This is a genomic window from Mycobacterium sp. 1465703.0 (assembly GCF_001672975.1).
Taxonomy (GTDB): domain Bacteria; phylum Actinomycetota; class Actinomycetes; order Mycobacteriales; family Mycobacteriaceae; genus Mycobacterium.
The window spans coordinates 1-572 of the sequence record NZ_LZKU01000279.1 but is presented as its reverse complement, the minus strand read 5'-3'; the positions used below and the strand labels follow the sequence as shown (position 1 = coordinate 572).

1 protein-coding gene is annotated in these 572 nt (G+C 65.0%); it reads right to left on the bottom strand.

Going from position 1 to position 572, the window contains the following annotated elements:
* Positions 1-572: NAD(P)/FAD-dependent oxidoreductase (locus A5625_RS26325; RefSeq protein WP_197516236.1), on the bottom strand; the 572-nt coding region annotated here is incomplete at both ends.

Here is a 572-nt window from a genome sequence, read left to right as displayed (position 1 = left end):
GTCAAGATGGTGATCTTGTCGTTGGCCTTGGCCCGCTCCAGCATGATCCGCGACGCCCGAAACTCCTCACGCCGGTGCACCAGGGTCACACTGCGGGCAAACCGGGTCAAAAAGGTGGCCTCCTCCATCGCCGAGTCCCCACCCCCGATCACCGCGATGTCTTGATCCCGGAAAAAGAACCCATCACAGGTCGCACACGAGGACACCCCGCGGCCCAACAACTCCTGCTCACCGGGCACCCCCAAATACCGGGCCGCCGCCCCCATCGCCAAGATCACCGCCCGCGCGCGCACCGTCTCACCCTCGCTGGTGGTCACCGACTTGACCCGACCCCGCAACGACACCGACTCGACGTCTTCCATGCGCAGATCCGCCCCGAACCGCAACGCCTGCTCACGCATCTGATCCATCAACTCCGGACCGGTGATCCCGTCGCGGAAACCCGGGAAATTCTCCACCTCGGTCGTGGTCATCAACGCCCCACCAAACGCCGTGCCCTCAAACACCACCGGCGCCAACTGCGCCCGCGCCGCATACAACGCCGCGGTATACCCAGCAGGACCCGAACCAAT